The sequence below is a fragment of the Methylobacterium sp. J-068 genome (genome assembly GCF_022829445.1).
In the GTDB taxonomy this organism is placed as follows: Bacteria; Pseudomonadota; Alphaproteobacteria; order Rhizobiales; family Beijerinckiaceae; genus Methylobacterium.
Window position 1 is genome coordinate 1 of the sequence record NZ_JAKSXY010000084.1, and the last position, 21,421, is coordinate 21,421.

Annotated in this window: 19 protein-coding genes, 1 tRNA gene and 1 pseudogene; 13 read left to right on the forward strand and 8 right to left on the reverse strand. The window is 70.0% G+C overall.

Annotated elements, in window-relative coordinates; genetic code table 11:
- Nucleotides 1-405: 405 nt before the first annotated feature.
- From ldtR to MKK54_RS13645, 3 genes are all read right to left on the reverse strand, one after another.
- Entirely contained in the window at nt 406-918 is a 513-nt protein-coding gene (ldtR, locus tag MKK54_RS13635) for a transcriptional regulator LdtR (RefSeq protein WP_244011559.1), read from the reverse strand.
- A 164-nt stretch (nt 919-1,082) separates the two neighbouring features.
- On the reverse strand, nt 1,083-1,550 hold the full coding sequence (locus tag MKK54_RS13640) for a DUF6163 family protein (protein WP_279597358.1): 468 nt from the start codon (nt 1,548-1,550) through the stop codon (nt 1,083-1,085).
- Complete coding sequence (locus tag MKK54_RS13645) at nt 1,538-2,617, reverse strand: enoyl-CoA hydratase/isomerase family protein (RefSeq protein ID WP_244011561.1); 1,080 nt, start codon at nt 2,615-2,617, stop codon at nt 1,538-1,540. Before MKK54_RS13645 ends, MKK54_RS13640 begins: the two co-directional genes overlap by 13 nt.
- A 222-nt stretch (nt 2,618-2,839) precedes the next feature.
- On the opposite strand from MKK54_RS13645, the gene hemB reads away from it, so the two are divergent.
- From hemB to MKK54_RS13665, 4 genes are all read left to right on the forward strand, one after another.
- Entirely contained in the window at nt 2,840-3,910 is a 1,071-nt protein-coding gene (gene hemB / locus MKK54_RS13650) for a porphobilinogen synthase (RefSeq protein WP_244011563.1), read from the forward strand.
- Entirely contained in the window at nt 3,907-4,317 is a 411-nt protein-coding gene (locus MKK54_RS13655) for a hypothetical protein (RefSeq protein WP_244011565.1), read from the forward strand. The genes hemB and MKK54_RS13655 overlap by 4 nt, the downstream gene beginning before the upstream one ends.
- A gap of 90 nt (nt 4,318-4,407) precedes the next feature.
- On the forward strand, nt 4,408-4,896 hold the full coding sequence (locus MKK54_RS13660) for an RDD family protein (protein WP_244011567.1): 489 nt from the start codon (nt 4,408-4,410) through the stop codon (nt 4,894-4,896).
- Nucleotides 4,897-5,104: 208 nt separating this feature from the next.
- Nucleotides 5,105-5,851: an arginyltransferase gene (locus MKK54_RS13665; RefSeq protein WP_244011569.1), complete on the forward strand. Its 747-nt coding sequence runs from the start codon at nt 5,105-5,107 to the stop codon at nt 5,849-5,851.
- 17 nt (nt 5,852-5,868) lie between these two features.
- On the opposite strand, the gene MKK54_RS13670 is transcribed toward MKK54_RS13665, so the two are convergent.
- Nucleotides 5,869-8,010, reverse strand: coding sequence for a TonB-dependent receptor (locus tag MKK54_RS13670; protein WP_244011570.1), 2,142 nt, complete (start codon nt 8,008-8,010; stop codon nt 5,869-5,871).
- 528 nt (nt 8,011-8,538) lie between these two features.
- Here MKK54_RS13670 and purB point away from each other — a divergent pair.
- The 5 genes from purB to MKK54_RS13695 all read left to right on the forward strand — a co-directional run bounded on the left by purB (nt 8,539) and on the right by MKK54_RS13695 (nt 14,474).
- On the forward strand, nt 8,539-9,846 hold the full coding sequence (purB, locus tag MKK54_RS13675; RefSeq protein WP_244011572.1) for an adenylosuccinate lyase: 1,308 nt from the start codon (nt 8,539-8,541) through the stop codon (nt 9,844-9,846).
- A gap of 58 nt (nt 9,847-9,904) precedes the next feature.
- Entirely contained in the window at nt 9,905-10,765 is an 861-nt protein-coding gene (locus tag MKK54_RS13680) for a D-amino-acid transaminase (RefSeq protein WP_244011574.1), read from the forward strand.
- A gap of 253 nt (nt 10,766-11,018) precedes the next feature.
- The gene (locus MKK54_RS13685; RefSeq protein WP_244011576.1) at nt 11,019-11,366 is read left to right on the forward strand and encodes a hypothetical protein; all 348 of its coding nucleotides are present in this window, start codon (nt 11,019-11,021) and stop codon (nt 11,364-11,366) included.
- 158 nt (nt 11,367-11,524) lie between these two features.
- Nucleotides 11,525-12,817 carry an adenylosuccinate synthase gene (locus MKK54_RS13690; RefSeq protein WP_244011578.1) on the forward strand — a complete coding sequence of 431 codons (1,293 nt, stop codon included), beginning with the start codon at nt 11,525-11,527 and terminating at the stop codon, nt 12,815-12,817.
- Nucleotides 12,818-12,977: 160 nt separating this feature from the next.
- Entirely contained in the window at nt 12,978-14,474 is a 1,497-nt protein-coding gene (locus tag MKK54_RS13695) for a histidine kinase (RefSeq protein ID WP_244011580.1), read from the forward strand.
- Nucleotides 14,475-14,578: 104 nt separating this feature from the next.
- On the opposite strand, the gene rpoH is transcribed toward MKK54_RS13695, so the two are convergent.
- Complete coding sequence (gene rpoH, locus MKK54_RS13700) at nt 14,579-15,469, reverse strand: RNA polymerase sigma factor RpoH (RefSeq protein WP_244011582.1); 891 nt, start codon at nt 15,467-15,469, stop codon at nt 14,579-14,581.
- Between the two features lie 236 nt (nt 15,470-15,705).
- On the reverse strand, nt 15,706-16,674 hold the full coding sequence (locus MKK54_RS13705; protein ID WP_244011811.1) for an RluA family pseudouridine synthase: 969 nt from the start codon (nt 16,672-16,674) through the stop codon (nt 15,706-15,708).
- 227 nt (nt 16,675-16,901) lie between these two features.
- Here MKK54_RS13705 and MKK54_RS13710 point away from each other — a divergent pair.
- Both MKK54_RS13710 and MKK54_RS13715 read left to right on the forward strand, forming a co-directional pair.
- Nucleotides 16,902-16,976: transfer RNA gene (locus MKK54_RS13710), tRNA-Glu, on the forward strand.
- Nucleotides 16,977-17,300: 324 nt separating this feature from the next.
- Entirely contained in the window at nt 17,301-17,459 is a 159-nt protein-coding gene (locus MKK54_RS13715; protein ID WP_244011584.1) for a hypothetical protein, read from the forward strand.
- Between the two features lie 45 nt (nt 17,460-17,504).
- Here MKK54_RS13715 and MKK54_RS13720 read toward each other — a convergent pair whose 3' ends face one another.
- Both MKK54_RS13720 and MKK54_RS13725 read right to left on the reverse strand, forming a co-directional pair.
- Complete coding sequence (locus MKK54_RS13720) at nt 17,505-18,404, reverse strand: metallophosphoesterase family protein (protein WP_244011586.1); 900 nt, start codon at nt 18,402-18,404, stop codon at nt 17,505-17,507.
- 88 nt (nt 18,405-18,492) lie between these two features.
- Nucleotides 18,493-18,972 (reverse strand): annotated as a pseudogene (locus tag MKK54_RS13725) (VIT1/CCC1 transporter family protein); the annotation flags it as partial.
- Nucleotides 18,973-19,276: 304 nt separating this feature from the next.
- On the opposite strand from MKK54_RS13725, the gene MKK54_RS13730 reads away from it, so the two are divergent.
- On the forward strand, nt 19,277-20,026 hold the full coding sequence (locus MKK54_RS13730) for a lysophospholipid acyltransferase family protein (protein ID WP_244011588.1): 750 nt from the start codon (nt 19,277-19,279) through the stop codon (nt 20,024-20,026).
- 5 nt (nt 20,027-20,031) lie between these two features.
- Complete coding sequence (locus MKK54_RS13735; protein ID WP_244011590.1) at nt 20,032-21,339, forward strand: 3-deoxy-D-manno-octulosonic acid transferase; 1,308 nt, start codon at nt 20,032-20,034, stop codon at nt 21,337-21,339.
- Nucleotides 21,340-21,421: the final 82 nt, after the last annotated feature.

The following is a 21,421-nucleotide window of genomic DNA, read 5'->3' on the forward strand; positions in this document are numbered from 1 at the left end:
GCTGCCGCGACCTCGAAGCCCAACCAGACATCCGGCGCTCCAACACACTCTGCCATTGTTGGCCACAGCCTGCCAGACCGAACTAATCAACCGCAAACGGTATCATACGGCCTCCGGTAGATTACGTCGGACAGCTGACGAGACGGAGCGCGGCTCCCCTCTCCTGGAAGGAGAGGGACAGGGTGAGGTGCGTGACCTCCCCGCAGATGGACTACACCTCACCCCAACCATCTCCTTCCAGGAGAGGGAGCCCGTCGCGATCCAGTGATCCGAAGTGATCAGCCGGAACCAGTATGAGACTGTTTCCGGTCAGTTCGGTGATGGGGTGACACGACGGGCCCCTCTCCGGGAAGGAGAGGGGCCCGTCGTGTCTGATCGTCCCGAAGGGATCGACCGGAGCCGGTCTCAGAGGCGGTAGCGGATCTGGTCGGTCCAGAAGCGCTCGAGGCGGCTCAGCGCCACGTTGAGGCGGCCGAAATCGTCGTCCGAGATGCCGCCGATCGGCTGGATGGTGCGGGCGTGCTTGTCGTACAGGGTCTGGATGATGTCGTGGACCTGGCGGCCCTTGTCGGTGAGGCTGATGCGCACTGAGCGGCGGTCCGTCTTCGAGCGGGCGTGGTGCAGGTAGCCCGCCTCGACCAGCTTCTTCACGTTGTAGGAGACGTTCGAGCCCAGGTAGTAGCCCTTGGTGCGCAGCTCGCTCGCGGTCAGTTCCTTGTCGCCGATGTTGTAGAGGAGCAGCGCCTGGACGCTGTTCACGTCCCCCCGGTCGCGGCGCTCGAACTCGTCCTTGATGACGTCAAGCAGGCGGCGGTGCAGGCGCTCCACGAGGTGCAGGGCTTCGAGATACGAGCCGTGCGCCGGGGCGGTCTCGGGAGCCGTGTTGGTTTCGCTAACCTTGGCAGCCTGGGACTTCATCATGGGCCTCGTCAGGTCTCTGTGCTTCAGGGCCGGTGTTCTTCGCCACCGCTCATGAAGCCAACCTAGGAGTCGCAGATGAAAGACGGTTTAAGCGATAGGATGAATTTGCGATTTACCTCTATGGGTAAATGCAAGATGAAGCGATCGGCGTAACGCCCCGTTTACCGGGTTTCCCGGGCCGCCAGGAAAGACAAGATAAAATACAACGCAATAATTCCGCCCTGTAGTGCCAGGTATGGCGGAGACATCGGCAGCAATTGCGGTGTCAGGACTGCGAGGGTGAGCGCGCTCGTGGCCGCCAGCAGCCAGACGACGCCGCCCCAGGCGCTGGTGAGCCAGAGCCCGACCGCCGCCATCGCGTCGATCACCGCGAAGTAGACGATGACGCTCTGGCGTCCGATCGGCTCCGATTCGAAGGGCCGGGCGCCGGGCAGCACGTCGAGGATGCTGGCCCAGGTCGCCACCGCCTTGGCCAGCCAGAACAGGGCGGTGAGGCGCATGAACCAGATCAGCACCACGTCCCAGCCGGTCTGCGGCGCCTGCGGGGCCCGCTCGATCCGGTCGCTCCCGCCCTCGCCGCCGCGCGGCCGGGCCTCGCGGGGGCCGCCCACCTTCGTCAATCCGCGCAATGCGTGCCTCCGGTGATCTCGAATCGTGGTTCGGGGCCCGCGCCCGGCGCGAAGGCCTCGGCGATGGTGCCGGGGGCGACGCGCTCCAGGGTGGCGGGGTTCCAGGCGGGCGCGCCGTCCTTGTCGATCAGCGCGGCGCGCACGCCCTCGAAGAAGTCGGGCCCGCGCATCAGGGCGCTGACCATGCGGTACTCGGTCAGCATCGCCTGCGGGAAGCTCAGGTCCGCGCCCCGGCGCATCTGCTCGCGCACCAGCACGAGGCTGGTCGGCGAGCGCGTGCGCATCAGGGCGGCCGTCTCGGTCGCGAAGGCGGACCCGTCCGCGTCGAGGCGCGCCAGGATGCCGGGGACGGTCTCGGCCGAGAAGCAGGCGTCGATGCGGCCGCGCTCCGTCACCAGCACCTCCGCCTCCGGTACCGCGCGGGCATGGGCGGCGAGCACGGTGTCGACCGCCTCGCCCGTGCTCAGCGCCTCCACGACGGCGTCGAAATCGGCCGCCGCCGCGTGGTGCGTGGCGAGCCCCACGGCGTGCGCGTCGCCCGGTCCGATGCGGGCGCCCGTGAGGGCGAGGTAGGTTCCGGTCAGGCCGGGCAGGCGCGGCAGCGCGTAGGTCATCCCGACATCGGGAAACAGGCCGATCCCGACCTCGGGCATCGCGAAGCTGTAGCTCTCCGAGGAGACCCTGTGGCTGCCATGCACCGAGATGCCGTTGCCCCCGCCCATGACGAGGCCCTCGATCAGGCTGATCACGGGCTTTGCGAACTGCTTCACGGTGGCGTCGAGGCGGTACTCGCTGCGCCAGAACGCATCCACCGCCGCGTGGTCGCCGCCCTGCGCGAAGGCGTGGATCTGGCGGATGTCGCCCCCGGCGCAGAAGGCGCGGCCGCCCCGTCCGCGCAGGATCACGCGCGTCACGTCCGCGTCGCCGGCCCAGGCCTCGAGTTGCGCCTGCATGGCCCGCAGCATCGCCAGCGTCAGGGCGTTGAGCGCGCGCGGCCGGTTCAGCGTCACGAGGCCGACCGCGCCGCGCCGTTCGAACAGGATCTCCGCTTCGCCCGGATCCGCCATCACCCCTCCCGTCCGGCAACCTCTCCCGACCGGCAACCTCTCCCGACCGGATCGTCCGCTTAGACGAGGTTTTGCCGCGCGGCGTCAATCGAGGCGATGGCGGGACCGGCGGGCGTCGCCTGCGTCCGCATCGCGGGTTTCGAAGCGTTTTGCGAATGTGATAGGCCCAGCCGGCCCGCCCGTGCCCCGGGTCCGGGCCGAGAACCATCGAGTCCGATCACGATGACCCACAATCCCGCGACCGATCCCGCGACGCCGCGGCCCCTCGCCGTCGAGACCGCGCAGGAATCGGCCCGCCCGGCGGCGCTGGGCATCACCCAGCGCCCGCGCCGTAACCGCAAGGCCGAATGGTCGCGCCGCCTCGTGCGCGAGCATACGCTCACCGTCGACGACCTGATCTGGCCGCTGTTCGTGATCGAGGGATCGGGGCGGCGCGAGCCGATCGCGTCGATGCCGGGCGTCGAGCGTCTCAGCGTCGACGAGGTGGTGCGCGACGCCGAGCGGGCCGCCCGCCTCGGCATCCCGGCGATCTCGTTCTTTCCCTACACCGAGCCGTCCTTGCGCGATCCCACGGGCTCGGAATCGCTGAACCGCGAAAACCTCGTCTGCCGGGCGGTGCGCGCGGTCAAGCGCGCGGTGCCGGAACTCGGCCTGATGACCGACGTCGCCCTCGACCCCTATACCAGCCACGGCCATGACGGCCTGCTGGAGGACGGCGCCATCCTCAACGACGAGACCGTGGCGCTCCTCGTCGAGCAGAGCCTGATCCAGGCGGAGGCCGGCACCGACATCATCGCCCCCTCCGACATGATGGACGGGCGCGTCGGTGCCATCCGGGCCGGCCTCGACCGGGCGGGCTTTCGCGACGTGCAGATCATGGCCTACGCGGCCAAGTATGCGTCCGCCTTCTACGGCCCGTTCCGCGATGCCATCGGCACCCGGGCGGCCCTCGTCGGCGACAAGCGCACCTACCAGATGGACCCGGGCAATTCCGACGAGGCCATCCGCGAGGTCGCCCTCGACATCGCCGAGGGCGCCGATTCCGTGATGGTGAAGCCCGGCCTGCCCTATCTCGACATCATCCGCCGGGTGAAGGACGAATTCGCGGTGCCGACCTTCGCCTACCAGGTGTCCGGCGAGTACGCGATGATCGAGGCCGCCGCCCGCAACGGCTGGCTCGACGGGGACCGGGCCATGGTCGAGAGCCTGCTGGCGTTCAAGCGCGCCGGCGCCGACGGCGTGCTGACCTATTACGCCCTGCGCGTCGCCGAGCGGCTGCGCGCCGGCGCGTGAGGCGCAGGCCGTCCGCCCTCGGGCCTCTGGCTCTGGTGGGCTCGCTGCTCCTGAGCCTCGCCGCCTGCGAGAGCTCGGTGGACCGCCAGCGCGCGACGATCTGCCGGCGCGTCGTGCCCGCGCTGGCGCCTCCGGACACCGCGATCCGGCTTCTCCGGGTCGGCCCCGGCCCCGGCCCGGACGCGGTGCGGGTCGATTACGCCGTGACGGGGCGGCCGGGTCAGGCCGCGCGCCAGCGCTGGGTCGCCTGCGGGTTCGGGCCGGGGGCCGAACTTCTCGGCCTCGCCACCGAGAGCGGCCCTGTCAGCGGCCCCAACCTCTATCTCCTGCGCCACTACTACCTCGACACGCCGGAAGCGGCCGCCGCCGATCCCGGAAAGGCGCCGGCCACCGGCGAGGCGCACTGACGGGCGATCTTGAGACTCGGCTGCCGCGCGCCCATCTCTGGCGTCGGAACGCAGCCGCTCCATCCCGCGAGCGTCGCCGAGGAGCGCCCCATGCGCGAGACGCAGAATCCCTACGCCGATCGTGTCCAGACCGGCTACGCCCCCCAATTCCCCGTGCCCGCCGTGCGGGGCAGTCTCGGCGCGCGCTGCGTCGCCTATTTCCTCGACATCCTGTTCATCTTCGGCTTCACCGCGCTCCTCACCCTGGCGATCACGGTGATCGGCGTCCTCACCTTCGGGCTCGGCTGGACGCTGTTCGCGATCCTGCCCGCCAGCGGCATCCTGTACAGCGCGATCACGGTGGGCGGCGCTGCCCAGAGCACCTGGGGCATGCGCATGATGGGCCTGCGCGTCGTGGCCCCCGAGAGCGGGGCCCGGGTGGACTATCTCACCGCCGCGATCCACGCGCTGCTGTTCTACGTGGCGGTCGCCTCCGCGTTCCTGCTCTGGGTCCTCGATGTCGGCATCGGCCTCGTGCGGGCCGACCGTCGCCTCGGTCACGACCTGCTCCTCGGCCTCGCCGTGGTGCGGGCCGGCTGACGCAGCCGCGAAGAGCGCGGGTCCGCCGGGGAGGCAAGGTCTCCGAAAGGCGCGCGCGCACCGTCTTGCGTGCGACCTCGGGCGCGACAAAGGTTCCGCGTGAAATCGTCTGGGATGCCGCGCGGGGTGTTGAGCCGGCCAGCGTTGCGGATACACTCAAGTCTCGGGGCGCGTTTCGCGTCCCCGCGCGCGGCGAGCGACGGACAGCGTGACGAGCCATTCCCGTGACACCCCGCAATTCTACCTGACGGCGCCCTCCGCCTGCCCCTACCTGCCGGGGCAGGAGGAGCGGAAGGTCTTCACGCACCTCGTCGGGCGCCGGGCCCGGGACCTCAACGAGATCCTCACGCAGGGCGGCTTCCGCCGCTCGCAGACCATCGCCTACCGGCCGGCCTGCGAATCCTGCCGCGCCTGCATCTCGGTGCGGGTGGTGGTGGCCGATTTCCTGCCCTCGGGCAGCCAGCGCCGCATCCTCCAGCGCAATGCCGACCTCGTCGGCAACCCGGAGCCCAACCGCCCGGCCTCCGAGCAATACGCCCTGTTCCGGCGCTACCTCGACGCCCGCCACGGCGATGGCGGCATGGTCGACATGACCGTGCTCGACTACGCGATGATGATCGAGGACAGCCACGTGGACACCCACCTCGTGGCCTATCGCCGGCGCGGACCCGACACCGCGATCAACGGGCGCGGCACCGGACCGACCGTCGCCCTCTGCCTCACCGACGTCCTCGCCGACGGCCTGTCGATGGTCTACTCGTTCTACGATCCGGCCGAGGCGCACCGCTCGCTCGGCACCTACATGATCCTCGATCACATCCGGCGCGCGGCCGACCTCGGCCTGCCCTACCTCTATCTCGGCTACTGGGTCGAGGGCTCGCGCAAGATGGACTACAAGGCCCGCTTCACCCCGCAGGAGCGCCTGATGGGGCCGGGCTGGCAGCGGGTGGACTGAGCCACCCGCCGAGCGCCTCAGAACTTGGCGATGATCTGCGCCCGGATGGTGCGGGGCGCGCCGGTCGTGATGTTCTGGTTGTTGTCCGCCGTGTAGATGTAGCGCCGGTCGAACAGGTTCTCGATGTTCACCTGCGCCCGGACCGACTCGGAGATGTTGTAGAACAATCCGAGGTCGAAGCGGGTGTAGCCCGGCAGCCGCACGGTGTCGTCGGAGGTGGCGAAGGTGTGGGTCTGGTGGATCACCCCGATGCCGATGCCGAGTTCCGGCGTGATGTCGAACTTGTTCCAGAGCGAGACGCTGTTGAACGGCACCAGCCCGACCGTGTTGCCCTTCACGATGGTGGCCGAGGTCGCGCTGTCGATGCGGGCATCCGTGAAGGCGTAGCCGCCGGCGATCTGCCACCAGTCGGTGACGTAGCCGTTGGCGCCGATCTCGGCGCCTTGCGTGTTGGTCCGGCCCGACAGGATGAAGAAGCCCGCATTGTTCGGGTCGGCGAGGCGCTGGTTGGTGCGGTCGAGGTTGTACAGGGCGCCCGTGACCTGGAAGGTCGGCGTGACGTCGTACTTCACACCGACCTCGAGGTTCTGGAACCCTTCCGGCTTGGCGATGGCGAGGCCCGGCGTGAACACGCCGATCTGGTCGCCCGAGGACGGCAGGTAGGAGACGCTGTAGCTGCCGTAGAAGGCGAGGTTGGCCAGCGGCTTGATCACGAGGCCGGCGCGCGGCGAGACGAGGTTGTCGACCCGGTCGTTGGAGAGCGCCGTCACGCGGCTGCGGGACGAGAAGTCGAAGTAGTCGTAGCGCAGGCCACCGACGATCTGGACGTACTCGTTGAGGTCGATCTGGTCCTGGGCATAGGCCGCGGCGAGGCCGAGGTCGTAGCGGAAATTGGCGTCCGTGGTGCCGTTGTTGCGGAAGGTCACCGGCGCGCGGGTGATCGGCGACATCGGGTTCACCACCACGCTGGTGACGAGGCTGTTGCCGGTGTTGAAATAGGCCGTCTGCCGGAAGGCGAGGCCTTCCTGGTAGCCGAGCTCGAAGCCGGCGAGCAGGGTGTGCTTCACGTCGCCGGTGAGGAACTTGTAGGTGAAGTCGTTCTGGTTGAAGTAGTTGGTCCGGTCGGTCTCGTTGCGATAGCCGGAGATCGGCACCTGGGTGCCGGCGGCGTTGACCGGCGCCCCCGGCAGGGTGTTGGCGTAGAAGCGGTTGTAATCGGCAAAGCGCAGCTGGTTGCGCATCTGCACGCCGGACTCGAAGGTGTGGTCGAGGGTGGCCGTGGCGATGTTGGCGTCGACGCGCGTGGTGTTGACGTCCGGGTTGCCGAAGAAGGTCCGGATGTTGTTCCGGTAATTGTACGGCCGGCCGTTCTGCGAGGGGATGCCCCGATCCGGGAAGCGGTCGTCGTGGAAGAACTCGTAGGAGAGCTTCAGGGTCGTCGCCGGGCCGAGGAGGAAGGTCATGGTCGGGTTGACGCCGTAGCGGCGCAGATCCCCGAACTGGCGGTAGGTCTGGCTGTCCTCGAACACGCCGTTGAGGCGGAAGAACACGCTGTCGCTGATCCGGTCGCCGACGTCGACGGCCACGCGCTTCTGGTTGAACTGGCCGCCGCCGGCCACGATCTGGCGCACGCGCAGGCCGTCGGCCTCCTTGAGGACGCGGTTGATCACGCCGCCGCCGCCGCCGCGCCCGAAGATCAGCGAATCCGGGCCCTTCAGCACCTCGATGCGCTCGATGTTGTAGAGGTCGCGGAAGTACTGGACATCGTCGCGCACGCCGTTGACGTAGAAATCCGCGTTGGTCTTCTGGCCGCGGATCACGACCTCGTCGCGGTTGCTCTCACCCTGCGCCGGAATCACGCCGGGCACGTAGCGCAACTGGTCGGTGAGGTTCTGGAAGTTCTGGTCCCGGATCTGCTCCTGGCTGACGATCGTGATCGATTGCGGCGTGTCGAGAAGGGGCGTGTCGGTCTTCGTCGCGCTGCGGGTGGCGCGGGTCAGGTAGCCGACCGTGTTCCCGCGCAGGCCCTCGACGCTGAGCTGGTCCAGCGTCACCGCGGTGCCGCTGGCCGGCACGATCGCCTGTGCCTGCGCGGACGTCGTCAGGGCGGTCCCGCACATCAGGGTTGCCAGGATCCTGGAGGTTGCTCCAATGTTCATCGATCGATCCGCCTGCTCGCGACACGTGTCTTGTTGATCTTGCGCTCCCGATCACGTTCAGGAGCGATGAGGCCCCTTGAACGGGAACGGAGTGGGCGAGCAAGCGGACGGAACGGGCAATACGGATGTTTAATTTCGATCGATTCTAAGAATCGATGGAAACTCGACGGCAACACGTTCCTGATGTTCAGCAAAAACGTTTCCGATTTTAGTCCTGGATTTATTCTAAATTCGGTTGATCGTGCGGGGCCTGTTGTCTTGTTGCAACAGTCTTGTAAGCGCACGGAGAACCGTACGGAGGCTGGAGAACGCGGTGCCGCCGGACGACCGGGTCTCGGCGCGGGACGCGCGACCGACGCTGCGTGGCCTTCCCGCCCGGGCGCCGTTGGCTAAGAGGACCCGCTGCGCGAACTTCGCGATCGCGGCCTTGCACGTTCCGCCGGCGTCCCGCGTTGAGCACGCCCGCCGCACATGCTAGGCGCCGACCATCCTGATTGCTTTTCCCGACGCGTTGACCCGAGGCGCCGCATGATCCCCCGCTACAGCCGCCCCGAGATGACCGCGATCTGGTCCCCCGAATCGCGTTTCCGGATCTGGTTCGAGATCGAGGCGCACGCCACCACGGCGCTCGCCGAACTCGGCGTCGTCCCGAGGGAGGCCGCCGAGGTCATCTGGGCGAAGGGCCGCGACGCCGTCTTCGACGTGGCGCGCATCGACGCCATCGAGGCCGTGACCAAGCACGACGTCATCGCCTTCCTGACGCACCTGGCCGAGATCGTCGGCCCCGAGGCGCGCTTCGTCCACCAGGGCATGACCTCGTCGGACGTGCTCGACACCTGCCTCAACGTGCAGCTCGTGCGTGCGGCCGACCTCCTGATCAAGGATGTCGACGCGCTGCTCGCCGCCCTCAAGCGCCGGGCCTTCGAGCACCGGATGACCCCGACCATCGGCCGCTCGCACGGCATCCATGCCGAGCCGGTCACCTTCGGCCTGAAGCTGGCGCAGGCCTATGCGGAGTTCGAGCGGGCGCGGGCCCGCCTCGTCGCCGCGCGGGACGAGGTCGCCACCTGCGCCATCTCGGGCGCGGTCGGCACCTTCGCCAACATCGACCCGCGCGTGGAAGAGTACGTCGCCAAGGCCATGGGCCTGACGCCGGAGCCGGTCTCGACGCAGGTCATCCCGCGTGACCGCCACGCCATGTTCTTCGCGGTGCTGGGCGTCGTCGCCTCGTCCGTGGAGCGCCTCTCCATCGAGGTGCGCCATCTCCAGCGCACGGAGGTGCTGGAGGCCGAGGAGTTCTTCTCCGAGGGGCAGAAGGGCTCGTCGGCGATGCCGCACAAGCGCAACCCGGTCCTCACCGAGAATCTCACCGGCCTCGCCCGCATGGTGCGCAGCTACGCCCTGCCGGCCATGGAGAACGTCGCCCTCTGGCACGAGCGCGACATCTCGCATTCCTCGGTCGAGCGCATGATCGGCCCCGACGCGACGATCACCCTCGACTTCGCCCTGGGCCGCCTCACCGGCGTCATCGACAAGCTGCTGATCTATCCCGAGACCATGCGGCGCAACCTCGACAAGCTCGGCGGCCTCGTCCACTCGCAGCGGGTGCTGCTGGCCCTGACCCAGGCCGGCGTTTCGCGCGAGGACGCCTACCGCCTCGTGCAGCGCAACGCGATGCCGGTCTGGCGCGGCGAGGGCGACTTCCTGGCGCTCCTCAAGGCCGATGCCGACGTGACCGCCGCGCTCAAGCCCGAACAGATCGAGGAATGCTTCGATCTCGGCTACCACTTCAAGCACGTGGACACGATCTTTTCGCGGGTCTTCGGGGAAGCCTGACCCCGATCCGCTCGGATCCCGCGTCCACCATGACCCCCGGCGAAAAGAGGTGAGCCCCGTGTCCAACGCCCGCATCGTCTACCTGAACGGCGCGTTCCTGCCCTTCGCCGAGGCGCGCGTTCCGATCATGGACCGGGGCTTCCTCTTCGCCGACGGCATCTACGAGGTCTCGGCGGTGCTCGATCGCCGCCTCGTGGACAACGAGGCCCACCTCGCGCGCCTCGACCGCTCGCTGGGCGAGATCGACATCGCCAACCCGCACACCCTGGCCGAGTGGATCGGCCTGCAGACCGATCTCGTCGCCCGCAACGGGCTGACCGAGGGCCTCGTCTACATGCAGGTGACGCGCGGCGTGTACGAGCGCGATTTCGCCTACCCGCCGGCCGGGACCGCGCCGACCGTGATGATGTTCACGCAGGCCAAGACCGTGGCGGCGAACCCGCTGGCCGAGACCGGCGCCCGGATCATCACCGTGCCGGACCTGCGCTGGAAGCGCCGCGACATCAAGTCGGTCGCTCTGCTGGCCCAGGTCCTGGCCAAGCAGCAGGCCGCCGCCGCCGGCGTCGCCGAGGCCTGGATGGTCGAGGACGACGCCGTCACCGAGGGCTCGTCCTCCACGGCCTTCATCGTCACGAAAGGCGGCGCCCTGGTCACCCGGCCGCTCTCCACCGCGCTCCTGCCCGGCATCACCCGCAAGGCCGTCCTCCGGCTGGCCGAGGAGGCCGGCCTCGCCCTGGAGGAGCGCCTGTTCAGCGTCGCCGAGGCCAAGGCGGCTGCCGAGGCGTTCTACACCAGCGCCTCCGCCTTCGTGATGCCGGTCGTCGCCATCGACGGGCAGCCGGTCGGCGAGGGGCGCCCCGGACCGCATACCCGCCGGCTGCGCGAACTCTACCTCGACCTGGCGCGCGCGGGCGCCTGATATCTGTTCCGGTTGCTTCCTTCGGGACGATCAGACGCGAAGGGCTCCCTCTCCTTCCAGGAGAGGAGACCCGCGAGTCACCCCATCACGGAACGGATCAGGCTGAAACAGTAACAGTATGAGTGGCGCCCGGACGGTGCCTGAGCGGTCCCGGAACGGGACCGCCGCGGCAGGACCATCGTCCCAGCACAGGAACGCTTCGGCGCCCGCTTCCGTTCTCCCTCCAACTTCGAATCCGAGACAGGGAGATCTCATGCGCTCGATCCTCACACTCGCGGCCGGCATCGGCCTGCTCGCCGGCGGCGCCCTCGCGCAGTCCCCCGAGGCTCCCCTGAAGGGGCGCGACACCGATCCGGCCCTGCCGCCGCCGAACCAGACCATCCCCGACAAGATCCGGCCGCAGGACGGGACCGCCGACAAGGGCGCGAGCGACAAGGGGACCCTGAGCGACAGGCTGGAGAAGAGCGACGGCGTCATCAAGCCGCCGGGCAACACGGCCCCCGGCATGGTGGTGACGCCGCCCGACCCGAATCCGGGCTCGATGCCGGTGATCAAGCCCGGCGACCTGCCCGGCCGCCAACCCGGAACCGAGGCCCGCTGAGCGGGGCCTGCCGAGACGGCATACCCGGCCGGCGGCCCCGTAGCGGGACCCTTGCTTGATTTCCGCGCACGGATCGCGGAAAGACCCGATGACAGCGAGAACGGTCCGCCCGACAGGCCGGGCCGCTTTCGCGCGGAGCACGCACGGGTCTTATGTGAATGGCAAACGTCGTCGTCGTAGGCGCCCAGTGGGGTGACGAAGGCAAGGGCAAGATCGTCGACTGGCTCTCCGAGCAGGCCGACGTCGTGGTCCGCTTCCAGGGCGGGCACAATGCCGGCCATACGCTCGTGATCGACGGCGTCACCTACAAGCTGGCGCTGCTGCCCTCCGGCGTCGTGCGCGGCGGCAAGCTCTCGGTGATCGGCAACGGCGTCGTGGTCGATCCGTGGCACCTCGTCGACGAGATCGCCCGGCTCCAGGCGCAGGGCGTCGAGATCTCGCCCCGCACCCTGCGCATCGCCGACAACGCCACCCTGATCCTGCCGCTGCACCGCGAGCTCGACCATTTCCGCGAGACCTCGAACGCGGGCCTCAAGATCGGCACGACGAAGCGCGGCATCGGCCCGGCCTACGAGGACAAGGTGGGCCGCCGCGCCATCCGCGTCGTCGATCTGGCCGACGAGACCACGCTGGAATCGAAGATCGAGCGCGTGCTCACCCATCACAACGCCCTGCGCCGGGGCCTCGGCATCGCCGAGGTCGATGCGGGCGCGCTGCTGGCCGAGCTGAAGGCGATCGCCCCGACCATCCTGCCCTACGCCGAACCGGTCTGGAAGCTCCTCGACGACGAGCGCCGGGCCGGCAAGCGCATCCTGTTCGAGGGCGCGCAGGGCGCGCTCCTCGACGTCGATCACGGCACCTATCCGTTCGTGACGTCCTCGAACATCGTCGCCGCTCAGGCCGCCACGGGCTCGGGCATGGGCCCCTCGGCCATCGGCTACGTGCTCGGCATCGCCAAGGCCTACACCACCCGCGTCGGCGAGGGCCCCTTCCCCACCGAGCTCTTCGACGAGATCGGCGAGACCATCGGCGCCAAGGGCCGCGAGTTCGGCGTCAACACCGGGCGCAAGCGCCGCTGCGGCTGGTTCGACGCCGTGCTGGTGCGCCAGACCGTGCGGACCTCCGGCATCGACGGCATCGCGCTGACGAAGCTCGACATCCTCGACGGGTTCGAGACCATCAAGGTCTGCACCGGCTATCGCCTCGAGGGCCAGGTGCTCGATCACCTCCCCGCCAACCAGGCGGCCCAGGCCAAGGTCGAGCCGATCTACGAGACCATCGAGGGCTGGTCCGGCACCACCGCCGGCGCCCGCTCCTGGGCGGATCTGCCCGCGCAGGCGATCAAGTACGTGCGCCGGATCGAGGAACTGATCGGAGCGCCGGTGGCACTGCTCTCGACCTCGCCGGAGCGCAACGACACCATCCTCATGCACAACCCCTTTGAGGACTGACGCGGTTTCTCCTTGATGGGAGCGCGGCCGCGTGAGGATGATGCGGCCGCGTCGACATGGGCCGTGCGGCGGCCCGCCGTGTCGCGCGGGGCGCCGTCCCGTGGGATGGCGGGACTGGGCGGCCCGTCGGCCGCCGACGGAAGCGCGGACCTGAGGCACGATGGCCGATTATTATCCCTTGCTGGCACGGGCGCTCGACGCCATGCCGGACCGCTCGCCGGCCCTGCGTCAGGCCGTGTACGAGCGTGCCCGCGGCGCGCTCATCGGCCAGCTGCGCTCCCTCGATCCGCCCCTGTCGGAAGACGACATCGACCTGGAGCGCAACGCCCTCGAGGCGGCGATCCTGCGCCTGGAGCAGGACCACCGGGCGCCCGAGCCCACGCCGCCCCCACCGGAGGCCCCGCCCCCGGAACCCGCGCCGTTCGTTCCGCATCCGGCGAACGACACCACGGACCTGCCGGAGCCGAGCCGGCCCGAGGTGCGTGCTCCCGAGGCCACTCCCCCCGAGGTCACGTCTCCCGAGCCTGCTGCCCTCGCTCCCGAGCCCGTCCCGACCGAGGCGAGCCTGCCCAAGGCGACGCTGCCGCCGGTCACCGCCGAACCGCCGGAGGCCCCGGCGCGGCCCGCGCTCGAACCGGCGCCGGCTCCCTCCGAACCCGTCGTCCGCATCCAGGCGCGCAAGGGCAAGGCCCCGCCCTTCGTGGCCGCCGGCCCGGCGGAGGCGGGTGATCCCGCCGGGGAATCCGGGGAGAGCGCCCCCGATGCGGCGAGCCTCGATGGGGCCGGCCAGCGCCAGCGTCCGCGCATCGACGTGGTGGCGCCGCGCGAGGGACGCTCGCGCCTGCTGCGGAACCTCGCCGTGGGCAGCGTGCTCATCCTGGTGATCGGCCTGATCGCCGTCGCGGCCTTCCTCCTGCGCGACAAGCCCGCCGACCTCCAGCCCGTCGCGACGGGGACCCAGGAGAACGCCTCGGACGGGTCGGAATCCAAGTTCGCCGATCGGGTCGGCGGCGGCGCGGCGCCGGCCGAGCGCCCGGCCCAGGCGCGGCGCTCGGCACCGGCCGCGAGCCCCACGGCCGTTCCGGCGCCGAGCGAGCCCGATCTCGCCATCGCCCAGCGGGCGCTGCTCTACGAGGAGAACGCCAGCGGGGGCGCGGGCGCTCCGCCCAACACGACGCAAGGGCGGGTGACCTGGCGTCTCGACACGGTGCCGGGTGAGCAGGGCCAGCCACTCGAGACGGTGGTGCGCGCGAACGCCGACTTCCCGGATGCCGGCCTGGCCTTGGCACTGACCCTGCGCCGGAACCTCGACGCCACCTTGCCGGCCTCGCACACGATCGAACTGGTCTTCACCCCGAGCGGAACCGCGGGCGCCCAGCGGAACGTGCAGGATATCGGATTGCTTCAGGGCAAGGACGAGGAGGGCGCGCGCGGCTCGCCCGTCTCCGGCCTGCCCGTGCGGGTCCGCGAGAACCTGTTCCTCATCGGCCTCTCCTCGCTGCCCAGCGACGTCGAGCGCAACACCGACATCCTCCTGCGCAAGAACTGGTTCGACGTGACGCTGAAGTTCAATTCGGGCCTGCGCGGCGTCATCGCCCTGGAGAAGGGCAGCGCCGGGACGCAGGTGCTCCAGAAGGCCTTCGACCAGTGGCGCTGAACCGCCGATAGTGTTTCCGCCACATCCTTGCCGCGAACGAAAAGGCCCCCGGGATCGCTCCCGAGGGCCTTTTTCATGGGGTTGTCGCCGCGTCGGATCGCGGGTCAGGCATGGGCCTCGGCGCGCGGCGCCTCGCGGCTGGCGAGGTTGCGCTTGACCGCCTCCTGGATCTTCTCGAAGGCCCGGACCTCGATCTGGCGCACGCGCTCGCGGGAGACGCCGAACTCGCCGGACAGGTCCTCGAGCGTGATCGGGTCGTCCGCCAGGCGGCGCGCCTCGAAGATCCGGCGCTCGCGCGGATTGAGCACCGAGAGGGCGTCGCGGAGGGCGGAGAGGCGGTTCTGCCCCTCCTCCTCGCGGGCGAGCACGGTCTCCTGGCTCGGGCTGTTGTCCACGAGCCAGTCCTGCCACTCGCCCTCGCCCTCCTCGCGCAACGGCGCGTTGAGCGAGGTGTCGCCGGACAGGCGGCGATTCATGTCGATCACCTCCTGCTCGGGCACGCCGAGCTTGACGGCGATCTGCGCGACCTGATCCGGCTTGAGGTCGCCCTCGTCGAGGGCCGAGATCCGGCCCTTGGCCTTGCGCAGGTTGAAGAACAGCTTCTTCTGGTTGGCGGTGGTGCCCATCTTCACGAGGGACCACGAGCGCAGGATGTATTCCTGGATCGCCGCCTTGATCCACCACATGGCGTAGGTGGCGAGCCGGAAACCCTTGTCCGGCTCGAAGCGCTTGACCGCCTGCATCAGCCCGACATTGCCCTCCGACACGACCTCGCCGATCGGCAGGCCGTAGCCGCGATAGCCCATGGCGATCTTGGCCACGAGGCGCAGGTGCGACGTGACGAGGCGATGCGCGGCGTTGCGGTCCCCCTTCTCGCGCCAGTCCTTCGCGAGCGTGAACTCCTCGTTCGGCTCGAGCATCGGGAACTTGCGGATCTCGTCGAGGTAGCGGGAGAGGCCACCCTCGGTGGCGAGCACTGGCAATGCGCCGGCCATGATCTTACCTCCTTGTATGGACCCCCGATGGGCGGTCGCAAGCGAACCGCCGCTCCCTTGAGCCGGCCGTCCGATTCCCCATCCTAGCGGGAAAGCGGTGGGCTCGGAAAGGCGACGCGCAGTACGAAGTTCTTCGTCAACGCGCGGGATCTCGCTTGGGGCCTGTCATGGCACGAAAGGCCGCAGCCGGGCGTGTCCTGGCGCACGCCCGTGCCGCCTTGACTGTGGCGGCCCCGCTACGCCCCGGCTCGCAGCTGTCCCACCAGGTCGGCCATGTCCGGCGGCAGCGGGCTCTCGAAATGCAGGGTCTCGCCGCTGCGCGGATGCGCGAAGCCGAGCACGCTGGCATGGAGCGCCTGGCGCCCGAGGGTGTCGAGGGCCGCGCGGGCTTGCGCCGACAGCCGGCTCGCCTTGGTCTTGAAGGCCCCGCCATACACCCCGTCCCCGAGGAGCGGATGGCCGCGATGGCTGAGATGCACGCGGATCTGGTGCGTGCGCCCCGTTTCCAGGATGCAGCGGACGAGGGCGACCGGCGCGGCCGAACCCAGGACCTCCTCGACGCGGTAATGCGTGATCGCCTCACGCCCCGCCTCGCCGCGCACCACCGCGATCTTCTCGCGGTTGCGCACGCTGCGCGCGAGCTTCGCCTCGATCGTGCCGAGGCGGGGTTCGGGCACGCCCCAGGCCAGGGCGAGATAGGCCCGCTCCAACGGCCCCGTGCGGCCGTGGTCGGCGAATTGAGCCGTCAGCCCCGCATGGGCGAGGTCGTTCTTGGCCACCACCAGAAGCCCGCTCGTATCCTTGTCGAGGCGGTGGACGATGCCGGGCCGCCGGACGCCGCCGATGCCCGACAGGCTCACCCCGCAATGGGCGATGAGCCCGTTCACCAGCGTGCCGGATTCGTGGCCCGGGGCCGGATGCACCACGAGGCCGGCCGGCTTGTCGATGACCACGAGGTCGTCGTCCTCGTAGACGATGACGAGGTCGAGGGATTCGGCCACCGGGTCCGGCGCCACCGCCTCCGGCATCACCACGGCGAGTTCGGCGCCCGCGCCGACCTTCACGGCGGGGTCCAGGCTGACGGCGCCGTTCCAGCGCACGTGGCCGGCGCGGATCAGGTCCTGAAGGCGCGAGCGCGAGACGTCCGGAAAGGCCCGCGCCAGGGCGCGGTCCAGGCGCTCCGGGCTCGCGTCCTCGCCGAGGATCGCGCGGCGGTCGGTTCCACCACGGTCTTCCCCACCCTGTTCGTCCGTGGCCTGCCGATGGTCTTCCGTTGCCTGCAAGGGACGGTCCTTCGATCCAAAAATGTCGGTTGGGCGACGATGGCGCGATTTCGGGTCTTGTGGCGCCGCGCGACCCTCGCTATACGATCGCCCATCGGCCGGGAAGCACGGATCGCAGCGGCGATCCCCGACACGCCTCCCACCGGTCCGCGCCCATCGTCTAGCGGTTAGGACAGGTCCCTCTCACGGATCAGACCGGGGTTCGATTCCCCGTGGGCGCGCCAACAACTCCTTTCCCATCTCTGACATGTCATCCGATTCGCGCCAAGCTGCTGCTTGGTCAGGCGCGACGGGGACCATGCGTGTTGCCGGTCGCACGGCACGATCCGGCTGTGCCCGATGCGATGCTGCGCCGCGCACGCGGCACTTGGCTGGAATGGTTCGTTGTTTTTTGAATAAGACCGATCTTCCAGACTGCGTGCTGCACTGCGAAATGCGAAAATAGTCTGCGTAGTCGCGTCGAGGACTTGCGTAGTCTCTACGTCGGGTTAAAATTTCCCCTCCGCCGAAAGATTTCACGTCTAACCTTTTTTGACAGGGTGACAGCCATGTCCAACGTGATTCGCGTGAAGCCGACCCAGGACGGCACCTACACGGTTTATCGGGGCGAATCCGTCCTCGTCAGCGGCCTGACCCGCCTCCAGGCGGAGCGCTACGAGGCCAGCCTCGCGGCGCAGGCCAACGCGCCCGCTCTCCTGGGCGCCTGACGCCCTCGCAACCATGACGCCGCGCACGCGCGCCCGCATCGGGGCTCAGGCGCGCGTGAGCCGAAGCGGCCCCAGATCCGCGATGGTGCCGGTCTCCGTGAGACCGCGCTCGACACCCGCGACGGCGTAACCCGCCGCCTCGCGGGTGATCGTATAGAGGTGGTAGCTCGCGCGGTGGTGGCGGGCATCGCCCCGGGCCGACGCGGAGGCGGCGCCCACCACGGGCACCGAGGCCCCGTTCGGACCCGGCACGAAGGCGACGCTGCGCACGTGGTTGTGTCCGTGCAGGATCAGCTCCGCCCCCACCCGCCCGATCATGGCCGTGAAGACCGCCGCGTCCTTCAACGCACGGACGGGCGTGGTGCCGCCCGGATGCGCGGGATGGTGGATCATCACCACCCGGCAGGGCGGCTCCGCCTCGGACGCCAGGGCGCTCAGCAGGGCTTCGGTCGCGGCGATCTGCTGGGGCCCGAGCCGGCCGCTGGCCGCGAAGGGCTTCGTCGGAATGGCCGAAGACAGCCCGATCAGGGCCACGTGTCCGCGTCGGCGCAGATAGGGGAAGTGCCCCTGATGGCCGTCATCGCCCGCGGTCCAGGCGCCACAGGCATGGAGCAGCCCTTCCAGCGAGCCACGCACGTAGGCGTCGTGGTTGCCCGGCACGAAGCTCACGACGTCGGGCGCGCCGAGGGCCTCCAGGAAGACCTTCGCGGTCGACCACTCGCTGGGCAGGCCGATGTTGCACAGGTCGCCCGTGCAGGCGACGTGGTCGTGCGCCTGCGCCCTGAGATCCGCCACGAGGGCGGCGAGCACTTCCATGTCGTGCGCGTCCTTGCGGCCGCGCTGCCAGTTCACGTAGCCGGTGGCGCGTTTGCTCAGGAGCTGGCGCAGGCGCGGGCGGGTCAGCGGCCCCACATGCGGGTCGGTCAGATGGGCGAGTCGGAACATCGTCCCCCATTGGAAGGTCGGCGATCGATCGGGTCGCGCCCGCCATCGCCCCAACCGGCCCCGGGGGTCAACCCGGCGGGGCCGATCCTCAGGCGCTGCCGATCGCGATTCCGGCGAGCAGAACCAGGGCACCGCCGAGCATGACCTGCAGCGCCGCCCGCCAGAACGGCGTCGCCATGTAGCGCGTCCGGATCGCCGAGATCAGCACCAGTTCCAGCACCACCACGACGATGGCCAGCCCCGTCGCGAGGCCGAAGGCGTTCGGCCAGGAATCGGGGATCGCGTAGGGCAGCGTGTGGCCGAGCCCGCCGAGCGTGGTCATGACGCCGCAGACGAGGCCGCGCATCCACGGCGTGCCGCGCCCGGTGATGGTGCCGTCGTCGGACAGGGCCTCGGTGAAGCCCATGCTGATCCCCGCGCCGATCGAGGCCGCGAGGCCGACCAGAACGGTCGCGCCGTTGCTGTGGGTCGCGAAGGCGGCGGCGAAGATCGGCGCGAGCGTCGAGACCGAGCCGTCGATCAGGCCCGCGAGGCCGGGCTGCACGTAGCGCAGCACGAAGGCGCGATGGGCCTCCTCCGGTGACAGGGGCAGGCTCTCGGACGATGGGGCAGCGGGGTTCGCGATCATGGCAAGGGTCCAGTCTGGATTCATTCCAATCTATAGATTGGAATGAATATAAACAAGACGCCGGATGCCCGTTCGGCCGCCTTTCGAGCCGCATGGCCGCCGTTGCGCGGCGGCGCCGATCGGCGCTAGACAACCGCCGGCCCCGGATTGCCCGCTCATGGGGGGCGGCGCGCGATGGCCCTCGCGGACCTCGCGGGATGCCGGCCGCGATGCCCCGTGACCTCAGCGACGCGAAAGCGAAGTGATGAGCCTCGTCAAACGCATCGGCCGCGCGCCCGCGGTCCAGCAGGTTCTCGGCATCCTGGCCGGCGCCTACCTGCGCCTCGTGCGCCGGACCAACCGCTTCACGGTGGAGCCGGCCGGGCCCGATGCCTGGCTCGACGGCCTCAGCCCGTTCATCGCCGGCATGTGGCACGGCCAGCACACGATGATCTCGTTCATGAAGCGGCCGCACGACCGCATCGCCACGATCATCTCCCGCTCGGCGGACGGCAACGTGAACACCATCGCGCTGACCCGGATGGGCGTGCGCGTCATCCGCGCCTCGGGTGCCCGTGGCCGCGTGGTCCGGGATGCCAAGGCCAAGGGCGGGGCCGAGGGCCTGCGCGCCATGCTGCGCGCGCTCAAGGCCGGCGAGAGCGTGGCCTTCAGCGCCGACGTGCCCAAGGTCTCGCGCCGGGCGGATGCGGGTATCCTCACCCTGGCGCGCTTCTCCGGCCGGCCCATCCTGCCCGTCGCGGTGGTGACAAGCCGGCACTGGCGCTTCGACAGCTGGGACCGGGCCTGCCTCGGCCTGCCCTTCGGCCGGGGCGCGATGGTCTACGGCACCCCGATCCACGTGCCCCGCGACGTGGAGCCCGAGGCCTTCGAGGCCCTACGGCGCCAGTTGGAGGCCGAGATGAACCGGGTCCACGACCGGGCCTACACCCTCGTCGGCCGGCTCGACCGCGTGGGCGGACACGAGCGCACCGCCCCGTCGGCGCTTCCCGCATGAGGTCCATGGCGAAGGCCCCTCCCCTCACGGCGATCCTCCGGGCCTATCGCTACGGCCTCTACCTCGGGGAGCCGGCGCTCGCGGGTCTGCTCGCCTGGCGCTCGCGGCGCGGCAAGGAAGACCCCGGACGGCTCGCCGAGCGGCGCGGCCTGCCCGGCCGGGCGCGGCCGTTGGGGCGCCTCGTCTGGATGCACGGGGCCAGCGTCGGCGAGGCGCTGTCCCTCGTGGGCCTCGTCGACGGCATGATCGCGCGCGGCTTTTCGGTGCTGGTCACCACGGGCACGCGCAGCGCGGCCGACCTGATCGGGCGTCGGCTGCCGGCCGGGGCCGTCCACCAGTACATGCCCCTCGACGCGCCGCGCTGGGTCGACCGCTTCCTCGACCATTGGCGCCCCGACCTCGCGCTGGTGGCCGAATCCGAGATCTGGCCCAATACCGTCGTGTCCCTGCACGGACGCGGCATCCCCCTCCTCCTCGTCAATGCGCGGATGTCGGAACGCTCGTCCCGGGGCTGGGCGCGCTCGCCGCGCACCGCCGAGGCGCTGCTGGCGCGCATCGCCATCTGCCTCGCGCAGACCGACGACGACGCCGACCGCTTCCGCCGCCTCGGGGCGCCGCGCGTCAGCATCTCCGGCAATCTCAAGTACGATTCCGAGGTGCCGCCGGCGGATGGCCAGCAATTCGCGCATCTGCGCGATCTCATCGGCGAGCGCCCGGTCTGGGTCGCGGCGAGCACGCATCCGGGCGAGGATGCCATGGCGGCCCGCGCCCATGCGCGCCTGCGGACGCGCTGGCCCGACCTCCTCACCATCGTCGTGCCGCGCCATCCCCATCGCGGCGGCGACGTCGCGGCCTGCGCCGCCACCGAGGGCTTGCGCAGCGTCCGGCGCTCGCAGGGCGGACGGCCTCATGGCGGCGTCGACCTCTACGTGGCCGACACCCTGGGCGAACTCGGGCTGTTCTACCGCCTGAGCCGGATCGTCTATCTCGGCGGCTCCCTGGTACCGCATGGCGGGCAGAACCCGATCGAGCCGACGCGCCTGCGCGCCGCCGTGCTGCACGGGCCGCACATCCACAACTTCACCCAGGTCTACCGGGCCCTCGACGCGGCCGGCGGGGCGCTGGCGGTGGCGGATGCGGACGACCTCGCCGCGACGCTGAACGACCTGCTCGCGGATCGCCCCCGCATCGAGGCCATGTACCGGGCCGGCGCGGCCGCGCTGAAGCCCTTCGAGGGGGCCGTGTCCCGCACCCTCTCGGTGCTCGATCCCTTCATCGCCCAGATGAACCTCAAGGCCATGGCCGCGTCATGACGGCCGGTCTCGCTCAGCCCGCCCGGCGTATGAGCGAAGCCCGAATCCGCCATCCCGAAGGGATCGACCGGATCTGGCATGA